General features: G+C 25.1%; 1 protein-coding gene. It reads right to left on the reverse strand.

The features are described from left to right. Positions 1 to 299: ATP-binding cassette domain-containing protein (locus tag ABOA88_RS24105; RefSeq protein ID WP_440128007.1), on the reverse strand; the 299-nt coding region annotated here is incomplete at both ends.

Genomic DNA, 299 nt, shown 5'->3' on the forward strand with positions numbered 1-299 from the left:
TCTTTAATTTTTAATTGGTTATATTTTCTAATCTCTCTTCTTGAGTTATTTTCTAAATTATTTTTATGAAAATCTACTAAGTTTACTTCGCTTTTAAAATTAGATATAGTGTTTTTATCATTTCTTGGATAGTAAGTAATAGTCCCATTAGCAATATATCCATTTTCTTCTAACATATTAGTTAACGTTTTTGTAAAAACAGATTTTCCTGATCCAGATTCACCAACTATAGCAACAGTTTCACCATCATAAATATCAAAACTAATATCTCTTATAGAAGTTAAAACTTGAGAACGAAC

The sequence above is a fragment of the Pseudomonas sp. PKS genome, assembly GCF_051913525.1.
Classification (GTDB): domain Bacteria; phylum Pseudomonadota; class Gammaproteobacteria; order Pseudomonadales; family Pseudomonadaceae; genus Aquipseudomonas; species Aquipseudomonas guariconensis_D.